This window comes from Blastomonas sp., from assembly GCF_041747255.1.
Classification (GTDB): Bacteria; Pseudomonadota; Alphaproteobacteria; order Sphingomonadales; family Sphingomonadaceae; genus Blastomonas.
Genome location: NZ_JBGTFM010000263.1, coordinates 1 through 7,665, shown reverse-complemented (window position 1 = coordinate 7,665; position 7,665 = coordinate 1). Strand labels below are relative to the sequence as shown.

The 7,665-nt window shown below is 60.2% G+C and carries 9 protein-coding genes; 4 read left to right on the top strand and 5 right to left on the bottom strand.

The window, feature by feature from the left end:
* A partial coding sequence (locus ACEW8G_RS09060; RefSeq protein WP_373488102.1) for an EAL domain-containing protein occupies positions 1-1,626 on the top strand: 1,626 nt, incomplete at its 5' end.
* Between the two features lie 46 nt (positions 1,627-1,672).
* The gene (locus ACEW8G_RS09055; RefSeq protein WP_373488101.1) at positions 1,673-2,098 is read left to right on the top strand and encodes a BLUF domain-containing protein; all 426 of its coding nucleotides are present in this window, start codon (positions 1,673-1,675) and stop codon (positions 2,096-2,098) included.
* Between the two features lie 8 nt (positions 2,099-2,106).
* On the opposite strand, the gene ACEW8G_RS09050 is transcribed toward ACEW8G_RS09055, so the two are convergent.
* Positions 2,107-3,648 carry an ATP-binding protein gene (locus tag ACEW8G_RS09050; RefSeq protein ID WP_373488100.1) on the bottom strand — a complete coding sequence of 514 codons (1,542 nt, stop codon included), beginning with the start codon at positions 3,646-3,648 and terminating at the stop codon, positions 2,107-2,109.
* A gap of 203 nt (positions 3,649-3,851) precedes the next feature.
* Positions 3,852-4,379 (bottom strand): hypothetical protein, encoded by a 528-nt coding sequence (locus tag ACEW8G_RS09045; protein WP_373488099.1) that lies wholly within the window; start codon positions 4,377-4,379, stop codon positions 3,852-3,854.
* A gap of 229 nt (positions 4,380-4,608) precedes the next feature.
* On the opposite strand from ACEW8G_RS09045, the gene ACEW8G_RS09040 reads away from it, so the two are divergent.
* Complete coding sequence (locus tag ACEW8G_RS09040; protein ID WP_373488098.1) at positions 4,609-4,905, top strand: SemiSWEET family sugar transporter; 297 nt, start codon at positions 4,609-4,611, stop codon at positions 4,903-4,905.
* Here the strand turns inward: ACEW8G_RS09040 and ACEW8G_RS09035 are convergent.
* The 3 genes from ACEW8G_RS09035 to ACEW8G_RS09025 all read right to left on the bottom strand — a co-directional run bounded on the left by ACEW8G_RS09035 (position 4,902) and on the right by ACEW8G_RS09025 (position 6,718).
* Positions 4,902-5,528: an N-acetyltransferase family protein gene (locus ACEW8G_RS09035; RefSeq protein WP_373488097.1), complete on the bottom strand. Its 627-nt coding sequence runs from the start codon at positions 5,526-5,528 to the stop codon at positions 4,902-4,904. The two genes, ACEW8G_RS09040 and ACEW8G_RS09035, sit on opposite strands and share 4 nt — an antisense overlap.
* 73 nt (positions 5,529-5,601) lie before the next feature.
* Entirely contained in the window at positions 5,602-6,339 is a 738-nt protein-coding gene (locus tag ACEW8G_RS09030) for a hypothetical protein (RefSeq protein ID WP_373488096.1), read from the bottom strand.
* Between the two features lie 97 nt (positions 6,340-6,436).
* Positions 6,437-6,718 carry a hypothetical protein gene (locus tag ACEW8G_RS09025; RefSeq protein ID WP_373488095.1) on the bottom strand — a complete coding sequence of 94 codons (282 nt, stop codon included), beginning with the start codon at positions 6,716-6,718 and terminating at the stop codon, positions 6,437-6,439.
* Positions 6,719-6,891: 173 nt separating this feature from the next.
* Here ACEW8G_RS09025 and ACEW8G_RS09020 point away from each other — a divergent pair, with 173 nt between their 5' ends.
* Positions 6,892-7,614: a Crp/Fnr family transcriptional regulator gene (locus ACEW8G_RS09020; protein WP_373488094.1), complete on the top strand. Its 723-nt coding sequence runs from the start codon at positions 6,892-6,894 to the stop codon at positions 7,612-7,614.
* Positions 7,615-7,665 lie beyond the last annotated feature (51 nt).

Genomic DNA, 7,665 nt, shown 5'->3' with positions numbered 1-7,665 from the left:
ACCCATGCCATCGGCGCAGATGATATTTACGTGGTCAACGATGCCCATTTGGACCCGCTGTTTGCGCGTAATCCGCTTGTCACCGGCGCGCCGTATATCCGGTTTTACGCTGGAATGCGGATTCTTGCAGCCGACGGTACGCCGATTGCATCATTGTGCGTGTTCGATCCCGCCCCGCGCCAGCAGGGACTGACCGAAGACCAGCAGGTTACGTTGCGTGTGCTGGCAGCGCAGGTGGAATCGCTGCTCGAACTGCGGCGGTCGATCATTGAGCGTGAGGCGCAGGTTGAGGCGCAGACCGCGCTGTCAAAGGAACTGCGTCATGTCGCAGAGCATGACGAGCTGACAGGATTGCCGCACCGGGGCGTGTTCAACAAGCGCCTGATCGCCGCGATCCGCGATGCCGAGCGTGATGGCACCCGCGCCGCCGTGATGCTGATCGATGTCGACCATTTCAAGCAGATCAATGATTCGCTTGGCCATGACGTGGGTGATGCCCTGCTGTGCAGCTTTGCCAAACGGCTGCGCACGGTGATGCGCGCCAGCGATACGGTCGCCCGGCTGGGCGGTGATGAATTTGGCGTGGTGCTGCATGGGATCAAACGCGACGAGGAGATTGACGCCATCAGCCGTTCGCTCAACGAACGCCTACACAGACCGATGGAGCATAATGGGCGGCAGATCGACTGCCGTGCCAGCATCGGTCTCGCGATCTACCCCGACCACGCTGACACGCCCGAGGAGCTCACCAAATGCAGTGATCTGGCGCTGGCAGAAGCAAAGCAATCACGCGGTTGCATCGAGATGTTCCGCCCCAGCATGGGCGAGGAATTCGCGCGCGACACGCAGATGCTGCGGATCGCAAGGCAGGCGATTGAAGGCCATTGCATCGTGCCGCATTATCAGCCCAAGATCGATCTCGCGACCGGCGCGCTGATCGGATTTGAGGCTTTGGTCCGCTGCAATATCATCGATGGTATGCCGGTGTTGCCCGAGATGTTCGAACTGGCCTTTGCGGACCGGGAACTGGCCGCGGCAATCAGTCGCCAGATGCTCTCCCACGTGCTTGGCGACATGCGCGACTGGGTTGATCGTGGGCTGGACTTTGGCCATGTCGCGATCAACACTTGCGCCGCTGATTTCCAGACCAACGATTTTGCCGAACGCCTGATCAGCCGCATCAAGGAACATGGCTTGCAACCGGGTCTGATCGAGGTCGAGGTGACCGAAGGCGTGTTCCTGGGCCGCGGTGCGCATCACGTCGCGCGGGCGCTGTCCTTGCTCAGCGAACATGGCATCCGCATCGCGCTCGATGATTTCGGTACGGGCTATGCCTCGCTGACGCACCTCAAGCAATTCCCCGTCGACGTGCTCAAAATCGACCGCTCGTTTGTCGCGGGGATCGGCAAGAACCCTGACGACACGGCGATCGTGCGTGCACTGATCGCACTTGGTCACAGCCTGGGCATTGCGACGGTGGCCGAAGGCATAGAAACCGCCGGGCAGGCGCGGTTTGTTGCATCACACGGCTGCAACATCGGTCAGGGTTTCCTCTACAGCAGGGCGCACGCCGCCAAGCAGGTGCCCTCGATCATCAACCGTTATGCGAAAAAGGCTGTCGCATGATAACATGTTCAATCTCGCCCCTGCCTATCAACAATAGGAGCTCAGCATGGCATTGACATCAGTGTTATATATCAGTCGCAGCACGATTCCGGCAGCCGAGGCTGAGCGGGTCGTCGGGCGTATCGTGGCCACCGCTGTTGCGTGCAATCCGCCAGTTGGCCTGACCGGTGCCTTGCTGTTCACCGGCACGCATTTCGCGCAGGTGCTGGAAGGCACAGCCGACGCGATAGATGATCTGCTGGCCAATATTCGCAAAGACCCCCGGCATGATCAAATGCTGGTGGTTGATCGCAGCGCTTTGGCCGAACGGCGATTTGCCGACTGGAGCATGGCGTATTTCGGCCCATCGCAGTTCGTCGCCCGGCATGTGACGCGCCTGCTCAACGATCCGTCCCCGGCAGAACAGGCCCGCGCCGCCGACTGGCTGACCGATCTGATGCGCGAGTTCACCGATCCTTCGCACGTTCACTGACCCATAGGTTATGGCGTCGCGGGCACGGCCTGCGGTATCGAAAAACAGAACTCGGAGCCTGACGCATCGCTCGATTCGAGCCAGATGCGGCCGCCGTGCGCTTCGACAATCGTGCGGCAGATCGACAGGCCAAGCCCCATGCCGCTGTCCTTGGACGATTCGCCCCAGGTAAAAATGCCCTCGGCGGCATGGGCTTGGACGCCCGGGCCACTGTCGATCACGCGCACCAGCAGCTTGCCGTCAGTCTCCTTCGCCACCACCGAGACCAGCTGGCGCGGCGATCCCTGCACTGCGTCGCAGGCGTTGCGCAGCAGATTGATGATCACCTGCTCAATCTGCACCCGGTCCGCCGCCATCGTCATATCGTCTGCGATGTCTTCCGTGATCTGCACCGTGGGCGGCACGGTCGCCTGTACCAGCCGCACGCATTCGGCGACCGCCAGTTGAAGATCGAATGTGGCACGGGCCGGTTCGCGCCGCTGGGTTAACTCACGCAGGTTGCGGATGATGTCGGACGCACGCCGCGCCGCCTCCTCAATGCCGTGCAATGCATGCATCATCCGCACGGCATGCGGCATCTCCGGATCGACCAGACGTTTGACCCCGGCGGTATAGTTGGTGATCGCGGCCAGCGGCTGATTGAGCTCGTGCGCCAGCGTCGTCGCCATGGTGCCCATCGCGTTGACACGCGAGACGTGGATCAGCTCTGCCTGCAACAGCGACAATTGGTCGGCGGCTTTTTGCTGGGCGGTGACATCATAGCCCTCACAAAACAGCCCAGTGATGCGGTGCTTAGCATCGCGGACCGCCTGATATACAAAATCGCAATAGCGAACCTCGGTATTGCCCGTGGCGGGGTCGAAAATCCGTATCGGCTGGGCCTTGCCGACAAACGGCTCGCCAGTGCGATACACTTCATCCAGCAACTCGATCAGGCCCTGGTCCACGATTTCCGGAAGCGCTTCGGCGACCGTCAAACCCTCAAGCTCGTCCTTGGCGACAAAGCGCTTGTATGAGCTATTGGCAAAGCTGAACCGGTGATCGGGGCCGCTGGTCGTCGCGATAAAGCCAGGTGCCTGTTCATACAGTGCATGCATTTCATTGCGATGGTCGAGCAGCCGCTCGACATGACCGCCCAATTCGATGAACGAGAACATGTGCTGGCGAATGGTGCCCTGCCCGTCGTGCACCGGGCTGAGGAATACCGCTGCCAGGAATTCGGTTGCATCGGCGCGGCGGCATTGCATGTCCCACGTGCCGCTTCCCCCGGCGCGCATCTCCTGCTGGATCGAGACCACGGTGCTGGAATCGGTGATTTCGCCAAGCACGCGATGGAGCGGTACGCCCAGCAGATCGCTGCGACCAAAGCCGATCAGATCGAGAAAGGCATCATTGGCGAACACCACAGGGTCGTTGGCCAGTTGCGCGTCGGTAAAGATCATCGGCATCTGCGTGGCTTCAGCCGCCACCACGAACGGGCCTAACTCCTGTCGGAACCAGTCCACCTTCGCGCGGTCGTTGCGTGGTGCGCTTGGTAAAGGGCCGTCCATTGTTATCGCCTGTCGCTCCGTCCTGCCAATAACTGCGCGCAACGGGGTCGCAGCTTTTGCAGCTACATAGCATGAATTTACAACATGTTAGATATCGCGCCGGTGGCACAATGCATACGCAAAAAAGGGGAGCCAGCCGGCCCCCCTTTCCTTGACTTTGACAACCAATGCCCAAGCCCTTGCGGGTGGGCATACGGTCTTGATCAGGCCGTAGCCACCATCTTGGAGCGACTGGTGCTGTGTCCGCCAGCGCGATAAAGGATATCGCTGGCAGCCTCAGCCGAGATACCCGCAGTGCTGGTATCGACCGAGACGAACACGCCGCCCTGGTTGATCCGCTCTTCAAAATAGCCCGCATCTTCACTGCTCACGCCATGGTTGCTCAACAGGCTGGTCAGCCCGCCAGCAGCCGCACCGATCGCGGTACCGGTGATCGCGGCGCCGCCAACTGCGGCTTCAGCGATCGCACCGGCAGCGATGAACGGGCCAACACCCGGAATCGCGAGCGCCGCAATACCCAGCAGCGCGCCGACACCTGCGCCAAGCGCGGTTTTGCCGATGACATCAGATGCTTCTTCTTCGCCGCTGCCGTCGGTCGCAGTGTGCTTGCCGTCTTGCTGGGCGATGATTGAGATCGCGTTGTCCTGAACACCGGCCGAGCGCAATTCCATCATGGCACGTTCGGCTTCTTCGCGGCTGTCAAACACGCTCGACACAATATTCTCATTCATAACATCTCTCCTGGGGTTCTGATTGAACACACCCTCTACGGCGGGACTGACGTTATGTTCCGCAACATTTTCGATTGAAGCCTGCCTGCTGCCGGCTGCGTTATGACCTATGTCAACACCGCAATTATTTTTGCGACCAAGCGCAATGTGACGCGTTGCATCGCTCTTCGCACTGCAAGAATTGCAGCCAGAATCAGGGCAGGAAACAGGGCCAAAATCAGGATAGTATATGGACTGGATCGCCATTGCAGGAACCACCGGCGCGATAGCTTCGGTCGCCAGCTTTACACCCCAGGCCTGGAAGATCATCCAGGCCCGGTCAACCGAAGGGCTGTCGGCCGGCATGTTCGCGCTGACCACACTGGCGTTCGCCGCATGGTCGACCTTCGGCTATCTCAAAAGCGATTGGACGCTGATCATCCCCAATGTCATCTGCCTGGGCTTCGCGCTGTTCATACTGGTCATGATCGTCTTGCCCGGCAGCAAAACTGCCGAGGTTGCACAATCGCTCGATCCCAAGGCTTAGCGCGGAATATAGCTGCCCAGCACCGCGAATATCTCGGTGATGCCCTCCACCGGGGGCTTGGCTGCGATCGCAGCGAGCGCCGCGCGGACATCCAGCGTCAAATTGCAGACCGCCGCTTCCCATTGATCCATCTCACCACCGATGGATTTGATGAACTGGATCGCACCCCGGTTTTCTGCCAGCATCTGGATATTGAGTGTGCCAATCCCCTGAGCCGCGCAGTTGATGAGCAACACCGTGGTCAGCATCCGGCCAATGCCGATACTGTGATAATCATCAACGATCGCGACCGAATACTCCCCGATGCGGGGGTCATTTTCATCTCTGATTGCATGAACTGCGCCGATGGCCGGGCTGTTCGCACCATCCATGTGAATCGCTCCCCAGGCGATATGATCGCTGCCATCGACATCAAGCAGCTGTTCAATGACCTTGTCGGACGGCATGGGCTGCGCCGAAAAAAACCTGAGATAACGCGATGTCTCCGAGAGCCGGGCAATGCCCTCGCGCATTCGCTTCTCGTCGCTGTGGCGGATGGTACGGATGCAGATCGCCTTGCCGTCGGTGGCGTGGGTATGGATCACTGCCTGCCCGATGTCGGCTCGTGCCTGCTGACGATCCATCGCATCACCTCCTGCCAAGCCACAATCGCGCATCGGCGACCGCCTGACAAGGGTTTGGCGCGGCGATGCCGGCTTAAGCAGGGTGCGCGGCTATTGTCTCAATTTGCGCGCTGACCCGATAGCCCTGGCTGTTGTCGCCCGGGCTTCTGGTCAAGGATGCGCCCATGATATCGCCCAGCTGTTCGAGCAGTGCGCTGCCCTGCCCGGCCATGGCGGCGCTCGCAGCGCCGACGCCGTCATCTTCGACGATCAAGCGCACGCCTGCGGGCTCGTTGGTCAGGCTGACCCGAATGACACCTCCCGCGCCGTCGGGATAGCCATATTTCAGGGTGTTGATGATCAGCTCGCTGCACATCAATATCAGCGCGCGGCGCATGTCGGGCACCAAAGTGACCGGCTGTGTGTCGACCACAGCGGCGAGATTTCGCGCGATGGCGAAAATCAGCGGCAGCCGGGTGGCGATCTCGGTCAGCAACGGCACGCACGGCACCAGCTCGGTCTGGTCACATTCCGCGCCGAGTTCCTCATAAGCACGGGCGAGGCTGCGGGTCTGCACAACCAGGGTGTCAGGCAGCCAGCGACGCGAAGGGTGTTCGGACAGGTTGGCGAGCGAGTGGGTAAGCTGGGCAAGATTGCGCGCGCGATGGATGGCGTCAGACCGCCACAACGAAGCGTTCTGGATGCCATTGGCGGCCGCCAAATCGCCGGTCCTCGCATTGGCCGGGGCAAACAGCTCCAGCATCCTTGCCTCAAGCGCAATCTTGCATGGATTCTCTCTGGTCGTGGCGGGTTCAAGTGGACTGAAGCGCATCGAACGACTCCCGTAAATTGTGCCTGTCAATGAGATCGCATATCTGGAGGCCGGCGTTGTTGATCCCGATTAGTCCGGACGATTATTTTCAATCAGATTACTGCTTGTCGACTTCAAAGCTGGCGAAGATCGCCCTGAGCAACTCGAGCGATTCCTGCATCCGGCCATTCGACTCTCCGATTCGCTCGGCAACCTCAACCTTCACCTCGCACGTCGTCTGGATCACAGAAAGCGCGCCATCGACCGAAAGGACTTTGGTCTCAACCAGAGCGTGCAAAATGCTTTCGGCCAGAAGCAGCGCCGCCTGACCATGTGCGTCGGGCTCCAGTCCGCCAGCTAAGGACGTGATGGGCATGCTCTTAAAGGGTACGTCGTTCATGGTTCTGCCGATTTTGCGACCAGGCGAGAGCGAACTCTCATCTCTCTGCTGCCGACGCCTGGGTTCGCGTGCCGACAGTAATCGTGTTATAAACTGTTTTCACCCCGGCAAACGTAACCAAGGTTAATGTCATGATTTGACCCGCAAGTTACGCCGAAGGCAGGAGTGTCTTCATGTCGAATGCCTTTGTTGAACGCCTGCGCGGTTATGCCCCGCTCAGCGACGCGGATGTTGCGTTGCTGAAGGAATCGTGCCGTACGGTGCGCGAGGTGCCGGCTGGACACCACTTGATAAGGGAGGGCGACCCGCCCGATCCGGTGTTCGTGATGCTGGAAGGCTGGGCGTTCGGATACAAGATGCTGCCCGATGGCGGGCGTCAGATTCTGGCGTTTTTGATGCCGGGCGACTTTTGCGACGTCCATATCGCGGTGTTGAAAGCGATGGACCACAACGTCGTGACGCTGACCAACGCCAAAATCGCATCGCTGCCACGCGCGCAGATGGAGGCTCTGGTCGAAGCGCGGCCGACGATTACCCAAGCGTTCTGGTGGTCGCAGCTGGTCGATCAAGGGGTGCTGCGCGCCTGGATTGTCAGCATGGGGCGGCGCAAGAGCGAAGAGCGCGTCGCACATCTGATGTGCGAACTCTATATCCGCATGCGCAACATCGGGCTGGCAAGCGACGACCAGTGCGAGATGCCGCTGACCCAGATCGTCCTGGCCGATGCCGTCGGCCTCACCCCGGTCCATGTCAACCGCGTGCTCAAGAAATTGCGACTGGCCAAGGTCATGGAACTGAATGCCGGTTCACTGAACATCATCGACCCGGTTAAACTGGCCCAAATTGCCGGGTTCGATGGTAATTACCTGCACGGGCGACTGCAGAAGGTGGGTTAGCCGCCACCCGCCACACGTCGCGCATCAGGCAGCCTGCGCCGCCTTGCCTCG

Bases quoted from the DNA above. Each gene is read 5' to 3' on its own strand.
- ACEW8G_RS09030 (WP_373488096.1), bottom strand. From the start codon at position 6,339: ATGCGCTTCAGTCCACTTGAACCCGCCACGACCAGAGAGAATCCATGC.
- ACEW8G_RS09045 (WP_373488099.1), bottom strand. From the start codon at position 4,379: ATGAATGAGAATATTGTGTCGAGCGTGTTTGACAGCCGCGAAGAAGCC.
- ACEW8G_RS09050 (WP_373488100.1), bottom strand. From the start codon at position 3,648: ATGGACGGCCCTTTACCAAGCGCACCACGCAACGACCGCGCGAAGGTG.
- ACEW8G_RS09040 (WP_373488098.1), top strand. From the start codon at position 4,609: ATGGACTGGATCGCCATTGCAGGAACCACCGGCGCGATAGCTTCGGTC.
- ACEW8G_RS09055 (WP_373488101.1), top strand. From the start codon at position 1,673: ATGGCATTGACATCAGTGTTATATATCAGTCGCAGCACGATTCCGGCA.
- ACEW8G_RS09025 (WP_373488095.1), bottom strand. From the start codon at position 6,718: ATGAACGACGTACCCTTTAAGAGCATGCCCATCACGTCCTTAGCTGGC.
- ACEW8G_RS09035 (WP_373488097.1), bottom strand. From the start codon at position 5,528: ATGGATCGTCAGCAGGCACGAGCCGACATCGGGCAGGCAGTGATCCAT.
- ACEW8G_RS09020 (WP_373488094.1), top strand. From the start codon at position 6,892: ATGTCGAATGCCTTTGTTGAACGCCTGCGCGGTTATGCCCCGCTCAGC.